Origin of the sequence: Gluconobacter oxydans, from assembly GCF_006539685.1 — a bacterium.
GTDB classification, from domain to species: Bacteria; Pseudomonadota; Alphaproteobacteria; order Acetobacterales; family Acetobacteraceae; genus Gluconobacter; species Gluconobacter oxydans.
This window is the reverse complement of the sequence record NZ_BJNM01000004.1, coordinates 67,285-82,670: the sequence shown is the minus strand read 5'-3', so window position 1 is coordinate 82,670 and position 15,386 is coordinate 67,285. Positions and strand designations below refer to the sequence as shown.

General features: G+C 63.4%; 15 protein-coding genes. 5 read left to right on the top strand and 10 right to left on the bottom strand.

Annotated elements, in window-relative coordinates; all coding sequences use genetic code 11:
• Positions 1-134: 134 nt before the first annotated feature.
• The gene (locus tag GOX01_RS03130; RefSeq protein ID WP_049750767.1) at positions 135-1,838 is read right to left on the bottom strand and encodes a stimulus-sensing domain-containing protein; all 1,704 of its coding nucleotides are present in this window, start codon (positions 1,836-1,838) and stop codon (positions 135-137) included.
• 141 nt (positions 1,839-1,979) lie between these two features.
• Complete coding sequence (locus GOX01_RS03125) at positions 1,980-2,750, bottom strand: response regulator transcription factor (RefSeq protein WP_011252389.1); 771 nt, start codon at positions 2,748-2,750, stop codon at positions 1,980-1,982.
• Positions 2,751-2,912: 162 nt separating this feature from the next.
• On the opposite strand from GOX01_RS03125, the gene GOX01_RS03120 reads away from it, so the two are divergent.
• From GOX01_RS03120 to infC, 5 genes are all read left to right on the top strand, one after another.
• The gene (locus GOX01_RS03120) at positions 2,913-3,578 is read left to right on the top strand and encodes a nucleotide exchange factor GrpE (protein ID WP_011252390.1); all 666 of its coding nucleotides are present in this window, start codon (positions 2,913-2,915) and stop codon (positions 3,576-3,578) included.
• A gap of 112 nt (positions 3,579-3,690) precedes the next feature.
• A complete protein-coding gene (locus GOX01_RS03115) occupies positions 3,691-4,611 on the top strand; it encodes a glycosyltransferase family 9 protein (RefSeq protein ID WP_011252391.1) in 921 nt (306 codons plus the stop codon).
• A complete protein-coding gene (locus GOX01_RS03110) occupies positions 4,608-5,663 on the top strand; it encodes a glycosyltransferase family 2 protein (RefSeq protein WP_024716677.1) in 1,056 nt (351 codons plus the stop codon). The genes GOX01_RS03115 and GOX01_RS03110 overlap by 4 nt, the downstream gene beginning before the upstream one ends.
• A gap of 113 nt (positions 5,664-5,776) precedes the next feature.
• Positions 5,777-7,714, top strand: coding sequence for a threonine--tRNA ligase (gene thrS / locus GOX01_RS03105; RefSeq protein ID WP_011252393.1), 1,938 nt, complete (start codon positions 5,777-5,779; stop codon positions 7,712-7,714).
• A gap of 153 nt (positions 7,715-7,867) precedes the next feature.
• Positions 7,868-8,389 carry a translation initiation factor IF-3 gene (gene infC / locus GOX01_RS03100; protein ID WP_011252394.1) on the top strand — a complete coding sequence of 174 codons (522 nt, stop codon included), beginning with the start codon at positions 7,868-7,870 and terminating at the stop codon, positions 8,387-8,389.
• A gap of 119 nt (positions 8,390-8,508) precedes the next feature.
• Here infC and GOX01_RS03095 read toward each other — a convergent pair whose 3' ends face one another.
• From GOX01_RS03095 to GOX01_RS03060, 8 genes are all read right to left on the bottom strand, one after another.
• Positions 8,509-9,978 (bottom strand): tetratricopeptide repeat protein, encoded by a 1,470-nt coding sequence (locus GOX01_RS03095; protein ID WP_062269123.1) that lies wholly within the window; start codon positions 9,976-9,978, stop codon positions 8,509-8,511.
• 82 nt (positions 9,979-10,060) lie between these two features.
• The gene (locus GOX01_RS03090; protein ID WP_011252396.1) at positions 10,061-10,408 is read right to left on the bottom strand and encodes a thiol-disulfide oxidoreductase DCC family protein; all 348 of its coding nucleotides are present in this window, start codon (positions 10,406-10,408) and stop codon (positions 10,061-10,063) included.
• A gap of 28 nt (positions 10,409-10,436) precedes the next feature.
• On the bottom strand, positions 10,437-11,165 hold the full coding sequence (locus GOX01_RS03085; RefSeq protein WP_011252397.1) for an SIMPL domain-containing protein: 729 nt from the start codon (positions 11,163-11,165) through the stop codon (positions 10,437-10,439).
• 44 nt (positions 11,166-11,209) lie between these two features.
• Positions 11,210-11,554, bottom strand: a complete 345-nt coding sequence (locus tag GOX01_RS03080) for a hypothetical protein (RefSeq protein ID WP_011252398.1) — start codon at positions 11,552-11,554, stop codon at positions 11,210-11,212.
• A gap of 58 nt (positions 11,555-11,612) precedes the next feature.
• Positions 11,613-13,046, bottom strand: a complete 1,434-nt coding sequence (locus tag GOX01_RS03075) for a HAMP domain-containing sensor histidine kinase (RefSeq protein WP_011252399.1) — start codon at positions 13,044-13,046, stop codon at positions 11,613-11,615.
• A 6-nt stretch (positions 13,047-13,052) separates the two neighbouring features.
• Entirely contained in the window at positions 13,053-13,733 is a 681-nt protein-coding gene (locus tag GOX01_RS03070; protein WP_062269126.1) for a winged helix-turn-helix domain-containing protein, read from the bottom strand.
• Between the two features lie 100 nt (positions 13,734-13,833).
• The gene (locus GOX01_RS03065; protein WP_024716679.1) at positions 13,834-14,052 is read right to left on the bottom strand and encodes a hypothetical protein; all 219 of its coding nucleotides are present in this window, start codon (positions 14,050-14,052) and stop codon (positions 13,834-13,836) included.
• On the bottom strand, positions 14,045-15,301 hold the full coding sequence (locus GOX01_RS03060) for a S1C family serine protease (RefSeq protein WP_011252401.1): 1,257 nt from the start codon (positions 15,299-15,301) through the stop codon (positions 14,045-14,047). The genes GOX01_RS03065 and GOX01_RS03060 overlap by 8 nt, the downstream gene beginning before the upstream one ends.
• Between the last annotated feature and the right edge of the window lie 85 nt (positions 15,302-15,386).

Here is a 15,386-nt window from a genome sequence, read left to right as displayed (position 1 = left end):
CGGCCATGGCCCGACATCTCCTCCCGCTGCTGGTCCTGGCCCTGCCTTTTGCGGCGACGCTCGTGCCGGGCGTGATTGACGGGCTGTCCTCAGGACCGGCCATCACCGTTCAGGCTCCGGCCGGCCTGTCAGCCTCAGGGCGCGCGGGGCAGTCGCACCACGAAGCAGGCGCCGCGGATCGCCCCGGACGCATCCATGCGGTTCTCGGCGAACAGACTGCCGCGCAGGGCGTGAATGATCTGCCGGCTGATCGCGAGGCCGAGTCCGGAATGCTGGCCGAAGTTCTCGGTCTGGGGCCGCTCTGAATAGAAACGGTCGAAAATGCTGTCGAGCTTTCCGGGCGGAATGCCAGGGCCCTGATCGGTGATGGTGATTTCAACCACACTGCCGGTCCCGGGCCCTTCCCCGGCAATGTCGCGCGCGCTGGCATGCAGGGCGATGATGCCCTTTGGCGGCGAGAACGACACCGCATTGCCGATCAGGTTGCGCAGGACCTGCACCAGACGGTCCTCCACGGCCAGCGCCTTCAGCGGCGGGTCCTGATCGCGGACATCAAGCCGGAGCACGGGATCGTTTTCCCGGCGCGTCGTCTGATGCATTTCCGCCAGAATGGACAGAAGGGCCACGACGGAGACCGGCTCAGGGCGCACGCGGGAGAGTTCCGCGTCAATGCGGCTGGCGTCGGAAATGTCCGTAATCAGGCGGTCGAGCCGTTTGACGTCACTATTGATGATGCCAAGGAGCCGTTCGCGCCGTTCAGCGATCTGGATGCGCGGAAGCGTCTCGATGGCCGAGCGGATGGAGGAGAGCGGGTTCTTGATCTCGTGACTGACATCGGCGGCAAAGCGTTCGATGTCGTCCATCCGCGCCCAGAGCGCGAGCGCGCTGCCCCGGAGCGAGCGTGCCAAAACGCCGATTTCATCACGCCGCGCCAGAAGCCGCTCGGGCACGAGGTCCTTGCGGCCATCCGTCTCGCGCATGTCGTTGGACGCACGCGCCAGCGTCAGCAGCGGCCGGGCGATCGTGAGCGACAGATACCAGGACAGCAGGACCGTCACGACCAGCGCCGCCAGCACCAGCGACAGGATCGAGGAGCGGACGGCAAACAGCGTGCGATCCACTTCTGGTGCGTGGCGGGTGAGCTGGATTTCGCCAACCGTCACGCCATCGCGCACGACAGGCTCCACGACCGTCACGACAAGCTGATGGTCCTTGGTGCGCCGGATGAAAGGCGGCAGTTCCGCCTGGGAATGGAACGGCTGGGCATCATGCGGGCCGTCCATGGCGGTGTCATTGGTGTCGAGCGTCACTTCCTCGCTGGAGGTCAGCGGCAGGAGCGACAGCAGCCAGTCGTAGAAACTTTCGAGAATATTGTTCCGGGGCGGCTGCCACGATCCTCCATCGACAGGATCGGGAGCGGCATGATCCTGTTTGCCGCGCGAGGCCGTGCGACTGTCCACGACAAGCTTGCCGTCCGGATCGAACAGCAGGGCATGGGCGTTGGGGCTCGGTTCGGTCAGACGGGCCAACAGGGGGCGGGCCTGCGCGACGTCCAGCTCCAGATTGCCGCCGGGCGCCGGATGGCCGGGCGCATGGGCGCTGACCCGGACGGCGGACTGGCCGAGGGCTCCGGCATAGATATGGGCCTGCTCGCGCAGGGCGTTGACGTCGGTTTCCAGCAGACCGTTCTGGAACTGGTCCAGAAACAGCAGCGTGACGGCCAGAAGCGCAAGCGGCAGGGCGTTGAGCAGCAGGATCCGCACCAGAAGCGGTGAAGCCAGACGCCGGCGCGACAGGGAGATCTCCGACGCCCGGCGGGGGCGCAGACGCCTCAGGATCTTTGCGCCGACACTCCGCAGGGACTCGCCCAGCCCCGCGCGGGCCGATTCGGCACGGCGCCGGTCGCGGCCCTGTTCGAGCCGGTCGACGTCGAGCGCGTGACCTGTCGGGAAGGAGGCGGCGTCGTCATCCACGCGTGCTTACTCGTCCCGGTAACGGTAGCCGATGCCGTAGAGCGTCTCGATCTGGTTGAACTCATCGTCCACCTGACGGAACTTCTTGCGGACGCGCTTGATATGGCTGTCGATCGTGCGGTCATCGACATAGATGTTGTCGCCATAGGCGGCGTCGATGAGCTGATCGCGGGACTTCACCATGCCCGGACGCAGGGCAAGCGCCTTGACCAGCAGGAACTCCGTGACGGTCAGCGCAATGTCCTGGCCGCCCCACAGGCACTGGTGGCGCGTCTCATCCAGCGAGAGCTGGCCGCGCACGATGGCGGACCCGACGGCGGCAACACCCGTGGCCTCGGCCCGGCTGGCATCCTGACGGCGCAGCAGGGCGCGGATGCGTTCGATCAGCAGGCGCTGGGAGAACGGCTTGGTGATGTAGTCGTCAGCCCCCAGGCGCAGGCCCATGAGCTGGTCCAGTTCCTCGTCCTTGGACGTCAGGAAGATTACCGGCAGGTTCGAGCGCGCGCGCAGGCGCTGGAGCAGTTCCATGCCGTCCATGCGCGGCATCTTCACATCCAGAACCGCGAGGCTGACGGGGCGCGAGGTAATGCCCTGCAGCGCGCTTTCGCCATCGGTATAGGTGTGGACGGTAAATCCTTCGGCTTCGAGCGTCATCTGGACGGAGGCGAGAATGTTCCGGTCATCGTCCACCAGCGCGATGATCGGCGCGGCGGAGGCTCCGGTCGGCGTCTGCGAGGCAGAAGCGGGCGGCGCGTAGGGGGTTCGGGGCGTCTCCATGAGGGGTCCGTCTGCTGAGAACTGTTGCGGCCTTTTACCTATAACCCATGATCCATGATGGCGGAAAATAGGCTTTTCAGTGACATGATGCGTCGCTATGCGACAGCGCAACCCTTGTCTTTGAGACAATCAGCGTTATCTCCTGAAGAAGAACGGGGCCGCATGATGGCCCGTCCCATAGCAGAAGGTCGTGACATGACAGACCACAACGCCTCGCCGGAAACGGCCCACGACGTGCCTGAACAGGGCGTCGAGACCTCCGGCCACGAAACGCCGGGCATGAACGAAACCGGCGGTGAAACGCTGGAAGAGACGACTCCCGAAGCCCGGATCGAGGCTCTTGAAGCACAGGTTGCGGAACTCAAGGACCGCTGGGTCCGTTCCGAAGCCGAAAGCCAGAACATCCGCGCCCGCGCCAAGCGCGACATCGAGGATGCGCGCCAGTACGCCATCCAGAAATTCGCCCGTGACGTGGTCGAGGCTGCCGAGAACCTTCAGCGCGGCCTGGCATCCCTGCCCGCGAAGACCGAAGGCGAAGACGTCCTCATCACCAAGCTGCGTGAGGGAATCGAAGGCACCGAGCGCTCCTTCATCAACATTCTCGAACGCCACGGCATCACCTGCGAAGACCCGACCGGCAAGCCATTCGACGCCAACCTGCACCAGGCCATGGCAGAACAGCCGTCCGACCAGCATCCGTCGGGCCATGTCATGCAGTCCTGGACGCCCGCATGGCTGCTCAAGGGCCGTCTGCTGAAACCCGCCATGGTCGTTGTGGCTAAGGGTGGGGCGCAGGCTGCTCCGCAGGGCGTCGACAAGACGGTCTGATCCCTTCCCTCGAGCAGAGGGGCGAAGGACCGAAATCCCACGTCCGGGATTTCTTTGCGGAACGGCAACCGTGAATGGTTGGCGTTCCGCAACACCCTGCTAAAGTCGGCCCATGAGTCGCATTCTTGTCATAAAGCTCGGCGCCCTGGGCGATTTCGTTCAGGCATTCGGAGCTTTCGCGTCCATCCGGGCCGCTTTTCCCCACGCCACACTCACCCTCCTGACCACTGCGCCCTTCGTGGATCTGGCCCGTGCTGCGCCGTGGTTCGACGAAATCCTGACGGATGACCGTCCGTCGATGGGCAACCTGCCGGGGCTGTGGCGCCTTTCCAGAAAACTCCGCGGCTACGACCGGGTCTTCGATCTTCAGACCTCGGGGCGTTCGAAAACCTATTTCCGCCTCGCCGGACAACCCGCAAACTGGTCCGGCATTTCCGACGGGTGCTGCCATCCGCACGGCAATCCGTCACGCAACGACATGCATACGCTGGCCCGACTGGATGACCAGCTTCATGACGCCGGTGTCACGCCCCTGCCCCGCAGTGTTCCGCGCTGGCTTCAGGGGCATGGGTCTGACATCGCCGCGCCCTACGCCGTTCTGGTGCCGGGTGCGGCGTTCCACCGCCCACAGAAACGTTGGCCTACATCTCGCTTTACCGAGATCGCCAGAGCCCTCGTGGCCAAAGGCATCCGCCCGGTCATCGTGGGAACACAGGCCGAGGCGCCGCTGGCTCAGGACATTCTGCGCCTCTGCCCCACCGCCCTCGACCTGACGGGCCGGACCACGCTGCTGGAACTGGCTGGCGTACTGGACCGGGCGCAGATCGTGATCGGGAACGACACCGGGCCGATGCATCTGGCTGCCGCGATGGACACGCCCTGCATCACGCTCTTTGGCCATGACAGCGACCCGCGCCTGACAGCGCCCCTCACCCCCACGGCAGGCCGGACGGATCTGATCGTGGTACCTGATCTGGCGATGCTGCCCGCTTCCCGGGTCGAGACCTGCATGGAGGCAATGCTCTCCCGATGACCCGGGTCCGCTGCGTCATGATGCAGAAGAACGAGGCGACACTGCTGGAGCCTTGGATTCTGTGGCACGCGGCGATTTTCGGTTTTTCAAATCTGACCGTCATCGACAACGGCTCGACCGATCCGGCCGTTCTGGACATCCAGACGCGGTATGAAGGCAAAGGGGTCCACATCGTCCGGGACCATGCGTCCCCCGGCGATTTCCTGCACAAGGGGGACGTCATTGCCGGGATCATCCGGCAGTGGGACGCGGAGAATGCCTGTGATTTTGCCGTACCACTGGACTGCGACGAGTTCCTGACGGTCTTTCTGGACCAGCTTTCGCTCGATCCGGAGGTCATCCGGCGGCAGTTCGATTATCTGATGCAGGAAAACGCTACCTTCATCACGGACCGGCTTCTGCTGAACGTGCCGGAAGCTCCGGATTACTATCTGCCGCAGATCGTGCGGCGTGGGCTGTTCCGGGCACAGACAATCGTCAGTCTGGACCGCGGCTTTCACAATCCGCAGAGCATTTATCCCGAGCGCTATGTCCGCACGCCGTTCGTGCATCTCCATCTGCACAATCGCCCGGACTATGAAGAAATCCGCCGTTTCGCGCGGCAGAAACTGGCTGCTTCGGAAACCGGCGAGACGCTGGAGCACCCTCAGGACGGAACGCATCTTCACTTCTATTTCGAAACCGGCTCCGAGGATTTTGCCGCCGGGTATCGGCCTGTTCCGAACATCTATGCCTCCGTGATCGCACAGCGCCTGCGGGAACTGGGGATTGATCCGGATATCCTGCTTGGAACCGACAATACCATTCCGCATCCCCCCCTCAACATTCCATCCGGCTTTGTCGCGCATCGGGCGCTGGAGGACGGGCAGCAGCACGAATACCGGGTGTTCGATCCGGTTTTCTACGCCGCGAACAACCCGGATGTGGCGCAGGATGCCTATTACGGGATCTGGCCGCTCATCCATTATCTGACCTGCGGATGGGATGAAGGCCGGCAGTCCGATCCCGGCAATGTCCCGCCGCTCGTGCTCCAGATGGACAAAGCGACCTGAAAACAGACTGTCTGTCCGTCTGGGGGTTGCAGCGCGGCGGGGATTGAGGCCATTTACCGGTTCGTTTTTCGGCAGACCGATCTGCCGTCCCCACTCGCACAGGAGCGATCTCCATGCCCGCCATCACACTCCCCGACGGAAGCGTCCGCACATTCGACGGGACGGTGACGGGCACGACGATCGCCGCTTCCATCGGGCCGGGTCTCGCCAAGGCCGCCATGGCGATGGAAGTGGACGGCAAGCCCGTCGATATCGGCACCGAAATCAGCAGCGACGCGTCCGTAAAGTTCATCACCCGTAAGGATGAGGACGCGCTGGAAATGATCCGCCATGACGCGGCGCATGTTCTGGCCGAGGCCGTGCAGTCCCTGTGGCCTGAAACGCAGGTTACGATCGGACCGAGCATCAAGGACGGCTTCTATTACGATTTCTCCCGCGAGAAGCCGTTCACCCCGGAAGATTTCCCAGCCATCGAAGCCAAGATGCGCGAGATCGTGGCGGCCAATACGCCGTTCGTCCGCGAGGTCTGGGACCGTGACGACGCCATCCGTTTCTTTGAAGAAAAGGGCGAGGACTTCAAGGCGCAGCTGATCCAGGACCTGCCGGAAGATGAGCAGATCTCGATCTACCGTCAGGGCGAATGGCTCGATCTGTGCCGCGGCCCGCATCTGCGCACCACTGGTGATGTCGGCACGGCATTCAAGCTGATGCGCGTGGCCGGGGCCTACTGGCGCGGCGACCACCGCAACCCCATGCTGACCCGCATCTACGGCACCGCCTGGCGCGACAAGAAGGAGCTGGACGCCCATCTCCTGCGCCTTGAGGAAGCCGAGAAGCGCGACCATCGTCGCATCGGCCGCGAGATGGACCTCTTCCACATCCAGGAAGAAGCCGTCGGCCAGATCTTCTGGCACCGCAAGGGCTGGCGCCTGTACACGGTTCTGCAGGACTACATGCGTCGTGCGCAGGAGCGGAACAACTACGAGGAAGTCCGCACCCCGCAGCTTGTGGACCGCGCGCTCTGGGAGGCTTCGGGCCACTGGGACAAGTATCGCGAGAACATGTTCATCGCGACCGTCGAGGACGAGGACAAGACGCTCGCCCTTAAGCCGATGAACTGCCCGTGCCATGTGCAGATCTTCCGCCACGGCCTGCGCTCCTATCGTGAGCTGCCGCTGCGGATGGCGGAATTCGGCGCGTGTCACCGTTACGAACCGTCAGGCGCGCTGCATGGCATCATGCGCGTGCGCGGCTTTACGCAGGACGACGCCCATATCTTCTGCACGGACGACCAGATCGCGGACGAGACCGCGAAGTTCGTGAAGATGCTGGCGGAGGTCTATTCCGATCTTGGATTCGATACCTTCCGCGTGAAGTTTTCCGACCGTCCGGAAACGCGTGCGGGTTCGGATGAAGTGTGGGACCGGGCGGAAGGCTCGCTCAAAAAGGCCTGCGAAATCGCGGGCGTCGAATACGAGTACAATCCGGGCGAAGGCGCATTCTATGGTCCGAAGCTGGAATTCGTACTGACCGATGCCATCGGCCGTGACTGGCAGTGCGGCACGCTTCAGGTGGACTATGTCCTGCCGGAGCGTCTGGATGCCTCCTATATTGGCGAGGACAGCAACCGCCACCGCCCGGTCATGCTGCACCGCGCGATTCTCGGCAGTTTCGAGCGCTTCATCGGTATCCTGATCGAGCAGTATGCCGGCAAGTTCCCGCTCTGGCTGGCGCCGACGCAAGTTGTCGTGGCGTCCATCGTCTCTGACGCCGCCGACTATGCCAACGAAGTTGCGGCAACGCTCAAGGCTGCGGGCCTCCAGGTCGAGACCGATACCCGCAGTGATAAGATCAACGCCAAGATCCGCGAACACAGCCTTGCGCGCGTTCCGGTCATCCTGGTCGTGGGTCGCCGCGAAGCCGAGGAGCGCAAGGTCGCCATGCGCCGTCTGGGCGGCGCGGCACAGGAGATCCTGTCCCTCGACGACGCCGTTGCAGCGCTTGCGAAAGAGGCTCAGGCCCCCGACATCGCGCGCTTTGCAAAGGATTGAACGTAATCCCCTTGCACCGGGCGTAAGGCAGGACTATGTGCAGAAGGAACGGGATCGGAAATGGCCGTATCCCGCCTTTCTTCGTGAAGGCGGATGCTGCTGACCGGACCCGAGAGAAACTGATGACAGGAGCTGACCATAGCTAGACCGCCGATGCAGGCCGCGCCCACCCGTGAAGGACCGCGCGTCAACGAGGAAATCCGTGTTCCGCAGGTTCGTCTGATTGACGAAGAAGGCGAAATGCAGGGCGTTATGACGACCCGGGATGCCCTGATGCGCGCTTTTTCGGTGGGTCTCGACCTTCTGGAAATCAGCCCGACCGCTGTTCCTCCTGTCGTGAAGATTCTCGACTACGGCAAGTTCAAGTATGAGCAGCAGAAGAAGAAGAACGAAGCCCGCAAGAAGCAGAAGGTCATTGAGATCAAGGAAGTGAAGGTTCGTCCCGGTACGGGCGAGCATGACTTCCAGACGAAGCTCAAGGCCATTCACAGCTTTCTTGACGAAGGCGACAAGGTCAAGATTTCCCTGCGCTTCAAGGGCCGCGAAATGGCCCATCAGGAGCTCGGCATCAAGATGCTTGAGCGTATCCGCCAGGAAGTCGAGGAAAAGGCGAAGGTGGAGCAGATGCCCCGTCTTGAAAACCGCCAGATGCTGATGGTGATCGCACCCCGCTAAGGGGCGCTTTCAGTTCACAAATGAAAAACCGGCCGCCCTTTCGGGATCGGCCGGTTTTTTTTATGGCTTGTCCGTTAGGCGGCCTCGGCTTCGAGATTCGTCCGATAGAGCGCGACGAACTACCGCAGCATTCCTGCGATCTCGGCGACCGGGGTTTCCCAATCCCCCGAGCGGGGCTGGCGGAAAATCCGCATGCTCGGATACCAGGACGTCGTCGTAGCGGTTTCGCCCCAGCGCCAGCAGGCATCGCTGCGTGAGATCATCCAGACCGGCAGGCCGAGTCCACCAGCCAGATGGACGATGGACGTGTCCACGCTGATCAGCAGATCCACGCCGTAAAGCCGGGCTGCCGTATCAGCGAAATCGATGATCCCGTCCGTCACGTCGGTCACGGGCAGGCCCGTTTCGGCAATCTGGTTTTTGGGCATGCCGAGCTGGAAACTGACGAAACGGATGCCATCCACTTCCATCAGGGGCGCGAGTTTCTCCAGAGGCACGCTCCGCCGACGATCAACCTGTGTGGCAACAGGATCATGCGCCCTGGGATCACCATTCCAGACGAGTCCGACAATCAGATCGGGCTGTGCCATGTTTTCCGTCAGGCTCTGGCGAAGCGCGCCCCCTTCCCTGATCTGCTCTTCGGCAGGGACGGACAGGTACGGACAGCCGGGCGCTGTGGACGGTGTCATCTTCAGGCGGAATGGCAGACCGACCATCGGGCAGTGCAGGTCCAGATGTAGCGCGGGGTCGAGCACCGAGACGATCTGATCGATCCCTTCCACCCGTTCCAGAAGCCTGACCAGCGGGATGGGTACCTGAACCACGACCGTGGCTCCGCGCGCTTTCAGGAGGGGCACGAAGCGGATGAACTGGAGTGTGTCGCCATAGCCCTGTTCGTGATGGACCAGGATGGTCTTGCCGCTCAGGTCTTCACCTTCCCACTGCGGGACAGTGAGGTCTGTGCGCGGGGTCTGACAGCAGCGCCAGCGCCATTCATATTCACGCCACCCGGCATCGAAATTTCCGGTTTTCAGGAGGCTGACAGCGCGCCCGAAACGACAGACACCGTTTTCGGGAGCGAGCGCGATGGCCCTGTCATAATACGGCAGGGACTTTTCGCTTCGGCCAAGGCACTGCAGGGCGTGAGCAATATTGTTGATGGCCGGGACATGGTCGGGGAAAAGCGCGTCGCCGGTTACGGCGTTCTCAAGGGCATCGTCAAACAGACCCCGGCGGGCCTGAACCAGACTGAGATCGATGTAATAGGGGGCCTCGGACGGCTTCTGCTGGATCGCGACTTTCAGCGCCCTCTCCGCACCGTCCAGATCGCCGGCTTCCAGACAGACGATACCCAGACGATGCCAGATTCTCGGGGCATGCACGTTCATGTGCAGGCTCTGGAGATAGAAGCTGCGCGCCTGCGGCCAGTCCCGGAAGCGTTCATAAAGACATCCTGCCAGAAACGTGGAATGGGGATCCTGAGGGAGGGTCTGGATGCCTTCATGCAGCTTTTCGAGCGCAGACGGGATGTCGCCTGCCTCACCAAGAGCGAGAATGTCCTGCGCCAGCAAACGGAAAGAGTTGGGCATGAAGGCTCCTTTTTTTTCCGTCGTAGCGGACGCCTCCTAAGAAACCCTTAAAATCCTCCGTTTTCCTGTCCTGCTGTACGGTTCAGCCTTCCAGTCTGCGGGTCAGGCGTTGCAGAAATGGGCGGATGAGCAGGAATTTGCCGTATCCCCATTGCAGAACGGCCAGAACGGCCGGATTGCGGGCTGCAAGACCCACAGGACGCAGCAGGGGAATGGCGCGCCACATGGCGGCGAAGGCAGCAGCACCTTCATAAAGATGCCCGTCTTCCTCGGCTTGAAACCGGGCCAACAGAGTGGCCCGGTCCAGTGGGCAGCCCTGGTCCGACTCCAGATTGATGAAGCGGATGGCACCGCGCCGGTCCAGACGTTTCATCAACGCGATCTCACGGCGGCAGAGCGGGCAGCCGCCATCGAACCAGACCGTCACCATGATCCGCGAAGTCCCGGCTGGGGGAGGATCATGGCGACAGTTCGGCCTGCACGGAGACATTCACGCGAAGGGTCTGCTCGTCCGGGCTACGCTGCGGCGGGGCGGAATCGGCCATGCGGGCGGCCATGAGCATCACGGGGCGGGGGCCCGGTTCCTGATAGGAAATGCGGACTTCCTTGAGGCGCGCAAGACGCAGGCCCAGGGTCTGCGCGCTCTGTTCGGCCTGGGAGCGGACCTTTTTGAGGGCTTCCGTCCGGGCTTCCTGCAGCAGGCGGTCGCGGGTGGCATCGTCGAGCGACCAGTCGAGGCCTTCCAGCATCAGGGACTGTGACTGAAGCTGTCCGGCCAGGCCGAGCAGCCGCACGGAATCCTGTCCGCTGAGTTCAAGCTCCTGCCGGGCCGTCCAGCTCTTGGGGCCATGCTCGGGCGTGTTTTCGTAAATGGAGTATCCGCCCGCCTTCGCCACGATTCCGTCCTGACCGCCGGCCAGCTTCATGGCAGCAGCCATCCGGGTGTTCACGTCCTTCTGGGCCGCCGCAGCAGACGGGCTGTCGGAGCGGACGGAAAGACGCACCGTCAGTTCCGTTGGAACCGCATGGGCGGTGCCCATGACGCTGAAATCAAGCTGGGTGGTGTTCTGCTGCATGTCGGCTGCCTGTGCGGTGGAAAATACGCCTGTTCCGGACAGGGCGATGAGAGAAAAAGCCAGAGCAGCCGCCAGAAGTGGAACAGGCCGGGGCAGGGAAAAACGGATCATCAGGTCTCCCGAGGACAGGTGTCTTGAGGACGTCCGAAATGCCGTCAGCGCGGTTCCGGAGCGTGTTTCAGCAGGACCAACGCCCGACGCAGGCGTTCGATCCCGGCGCGGACATGGCCCTGCGTGCAGAGAAGGTCTCCCTGCGCGCGCAGATGGCGGGCGTCTTCCATGATTCCCAGCGGAATGGCAGCAGGAGGAGCGGCCAGCCGGGCATCCACGTTTTTGCGCAGACGAGCGCAGTATTCCGCGTTTTCGGACGTCACCGGGATGGCATCGTCCGAATGTCCCGCTGGCAGGTGCTGCACCGGACGCAGGACCGGCGACGCGGCCAGACAGCCGAGCAGACAGAAGGCCGGAAGAACGGTCGGTGAAGGCAGGGAGAAGCGCATCACGGATTGTGTAGCCCATTCCAGCTAAGCGCAGAGTGGGGCGTGGATGAAACTTCCGTCATCCCTTTCGGGACACGGCGGGCACGACCGGGAGCAGGAGCGTCGCCGACAGGCCGGGCTGCCCGGTTTGCAGCTCGCCAGCCCTGAGTTCCAGCGCACCGCCATGCAGGCTCATCACGGCCTGCACCAGCGAGAGGCCAAGCCCGGCTCCGGGTGTGTTGCGGGCCGTTTCGGCACGGAAAAAGCGCTCCGAAGCACGGCTCAGATCGTCTTCGCTCATGCCCGGCCCCTGATCGGCGACGGTGATGGCCAGACGCTCGCCCTGCATGTCCACCGAAAGAGTGATGGTGGTTCCGGGGGGCGCGAACTTGATGGCGTTGTCCAGCAGATTGGCGACGGCCTGTTGCAGCAGATGCGGATCGCCATTGACCGGCTGGACCGCCCCTGCCCTGAAATCCAGATGCAGGCCCGCATCCTCGACAGAGGCCTCGTAAAGTTCGCTCAATCCTTCCAGCAGCGGGCGGATGTCCAGCACCGTGAAGGCGGCGCGTCTGGCCCCGGCTTCGAGTTGCGCGATTCTGAGCAGGGCCTCGAAAATCGACGTCACCCGGTCGAGATCCATGACCGCGCGGTCGATAGCGGCGTGAAGCTCCTCGGCCGACGTGGCGGTGCGGTTGGCGTCCTCAAGACGGGCGCGGGCACGGGCGATCGGGGTGCGCAGGTCGTGGGCGATGGCATTGGAAACCTGTTTGACGCCATCCATCAGGCGGTTGATCCGCTCGAGCATGGTGTTGACGGTCTGGCCCACCAGATCCGTCTCGTTGCCGGTCAGCGGAATGCGCTGGCTCAGATCGCCCTGCGCAACGGCCGCCGTGGTGCGGGCGATGGAGCGGACGACCTGCCGGAAAATGCGCCGGATCGCCAGCGCGCCACCGGCTGCCAGCAATGTCACCATGATCCACGCCCAGATCAGCGTATCGGTCAGGACGTGACGGACGAGCTGTCGCCCGCGGACGTCACGCCCGACGATCATCCGGAAACCCTGCGTCAGGGGATAGGCATGCATCTTGGCGTTGGTGCGGAAACCGTCGCGCTTGATGGCCAGTTCGTAAAACGTATCCAGCCGGGTGATGACGACAGGCCAGCCCGGCAGGTTTCCAGCATATTTCCGTCCGTCCGGGCCGACCAGAAGATACAGCTCGTCGTCATCGACGTTCTGGTCAAGCCGGTCCTGGATGGCGAGGCTGAGTGCGGTGGGGCCACCCTGCGCCCAGCGGTGGGACAGGTCGGCGGCATCGACCTGCACCGCGATCTCGACCTGACTGTCGAGCTGGCCGGTCGTGTTCCACCAGATGAAGGACAGGAACGCTCCGGCCGAAATCACGAAGACGAGGCCGTAAGCCAGAGCGAAGTTCAGCCCGGCCGAACGGATCGGCCAGCGCAGGCGCCGTTTCAGAACCAGACCGAAACAGCGGACCTTGCGCCGCAGCATCAACAATCAGTCCGCCCGCAGAATGTAGCCGGCGTTGCGGATCGTGTGGATCATGGGCTTGTCGAACGGCTTGTCCACTTTCTGGCGCAGGCGCGAGACATGCACGTCGATCACATTGGTCTGCGGGTCGAAATGATAGTCCCACACGCGCTCGAGCAGCATGGTGCGGGTCACGACCTGCCCGGCATGACGGATCAGGAATTCCAGCAGGCGGAACTCGCGCGGCTGAAGGTCGATCTTCTCGCCGCCGCGTTTGACGGTGCGGGACAGCAGATCCATTTCCAGATCGCCCACAACAAGCCGCGTCTGCGACGCGCTTTCAGGGCGCCCACGACGGCCCAGCGCCTCGACGCGCGCCAGAAGCTCGGAGAAGGCGAAGGGCTTGGTCATGTAGTCGTCGCCGCCGGCCTTGAGGCCAGCCACACGCTCGTCCACATCCGCCAGCGCCGAGAGCAGCAGGACCGGCGTTGCATTCTTCTGCCCGCGCAGGGTTTCCAGAATCCGCAACCCGTCGATGCCGCCCGGCAGCATCCGGTCCAGGATCACGACGTCATAATTCTCGCTGACGGCCAGAAACAGGCCGTCCTTGCCATTATCCGCCTCGTCCACGACATGCCCGGCCTCCCGCAGGCCCTTGAGCACGAAAGCACGGACTGTCGGATCGTCCTCGACCAGCAGGATACGCATCGTTGTCTTTCTTCCTTCCGAACGCAGTCTTGCCGTTCCTGTGAGGAAGAATACCGGCTTGAGAGAAGCCGTCAAAGGCGGTTGTTACAGAAAGACGCGTCTAGCGGGGGATTGCGTTGTCAAAATCGTTCTGCTGGGCATCGCGCAGGGAGGACGCGCTGATCGGCCCCCATGAGAACGGAGACGCTTCCGAAAGCCCGTCCCGATAGCCGCTCTGCCCCTGCGAGGGCGGGACAGGACTGCATCCGGCCAGAACGCCCAGCAGGAGAACACCGCACAGGCCAAGGCGGATCGTTCTGCCGGGGAACAGCTCAGTCATCCGCATCCTGCGGACGCGGGCCGATATGGATGGGCAGCATCAGGGTTTTCTTGCCGCGCTGGATCCGGAAGGTCAGGGTCATGCCCGGACGGGCCGCCGCGATACTGCGCAAGAGCATCCGCGCACTGGTGACGGGCACATTGTCGACCTGGGTGACGATATCGCCGCGCCGCAGACCGCCCTTCTGGGCGGGGCCACCATTATCGACGCCGGCAATGCCGATATCGGTGTCGCCATCATCGAGCGTGATGCCGAGCCAGCCATGTTCGGCATGGCCGGTCGCCTCGATTTCCGCGACGATGGGAGCGACGATTTCGGACGGGATGCCGAAACCGATCCCGACCGAGCCACCCGCGGGGGTCACGATGGCGGCGTTCACGGCCACGACCTGCCCACGCATGTTGAAGGCCGGGCCGCCCGAATTACCGGGATTGATCGGGGCGTCGAGCTGGATGAAATCGTCGAGCGAGCCGATCCCCAGATCGCGCCCGACCGCCGAGACAATGCCCGCCGTCACGGATGACCCGAAACCGAACGGATTACCCGCGACAAGAATCCAGTCCCCGATATCGGTCTGCTGGCTGTCACCCCAGGTGACATGCGGGAGCGGCTCGGGACTGTCGACCTTGATGACGGCGATATCCGTCAACGGATCGGCCCCCAGCAGGCGCGCCGGCATTTCATGCCCGTTGGACAGCGAGACCACGACCTTGTCCGCGCCGCCCACGACATGGCGGTTCGTGACGATGATCCCGGACGGATCGACGATGAAGCCCGATCCGGCGCCGACCATTTCTTCCTGCTGGCGCTTCATCCGGTCCCGGTAGCGCTTTTCCAGCGGGGTTCCGCGAATCTGGGGCGGAATGTGGTCGTGTCCGTCCGGGCGATTCTGGGTAATGGCGATGTTGACGACGGCCGGGATCACCTGCCGCACCAGCGGGGCAAAGCTCAGCGGGCCGTATTTGACCAGAAGCGGCGGCAGAGCGGGCGCAGGTGCGGGGACGACGGCGGGTTGTGTCGGGATGCCCTGCGCGTCCGTGTTTTCGCCTGCAACCGTGCGATCGGGGATGATCGTCGGGAGCATTTTCGGCGCTGGGGCCTGCATGACCAGCGGTTTTTGTGGCTGTTGCGCAGGATGCGGGACCGGCTGCGCAGTATTCCCATGGCCGCGCAAAGCCAGCATCAGCCCCACCGTCACGACAGTGGCTGTTCCGGCACCGATCGCAGCAGCCTGCAGGGCGCGGTTCATGGGAAACAGGACAGGAACATCGTCATAGCCATGCTGCTAACACAGAATTGTTCCACATCCTAAGATCATGGCAAAGATCGCGTCG